Origin of the sequence: Lentilactobacillus dabitei (assembly GCF_019061365.1) — a bacterium.
Lineage (GTDB): Bacteria > Bacillota > Bacilli > Lactobacillales > Lactobacillaceae > Lentilactobacillus > Lentilactobacillus dabitei.
This window is the reverse complement of the sequence record NZ_JAHPPD010000219.1, coordinates 1-214: the sequence shown is the minus strand read 5'-3', so window position 1 is coordinate 214 and position 214 is coordinate 1. Positions and strand designations below refer to the sequence as shown.

General features: G+C 44.9%; 1 rRNA gene. It reads left to right on the top strand.

The annotated features are described in order from the left end of the window. Positions 1-3: 3 nt before the first annotated feature. Positions 4-214, top strand: a 16S ribosomal RNA gene (locus KTE19_RS13855); the annotation flags it as partial.

The window sequence follows — 214 nt, the reverse complement described above, 5'->3', positions numbered from 1 at the left end:
TTTTAAGATGAGAGTTTGATCCTGGCTCAGGACGAACGCTGGCGGCGTGCCTAATACATGCAAGTCGAACGCGTCTTGGTTAAAGATTTTAGGTGCTTGCATTTAAATGATTTAACATTGAGACGAGTGGCGAACTGGTGAGTAACACGTGGGTAACCTGCCCTTGAAGTAGGGGATAACACTTGGAAACAGGTGCTAATACCGTATAACAACT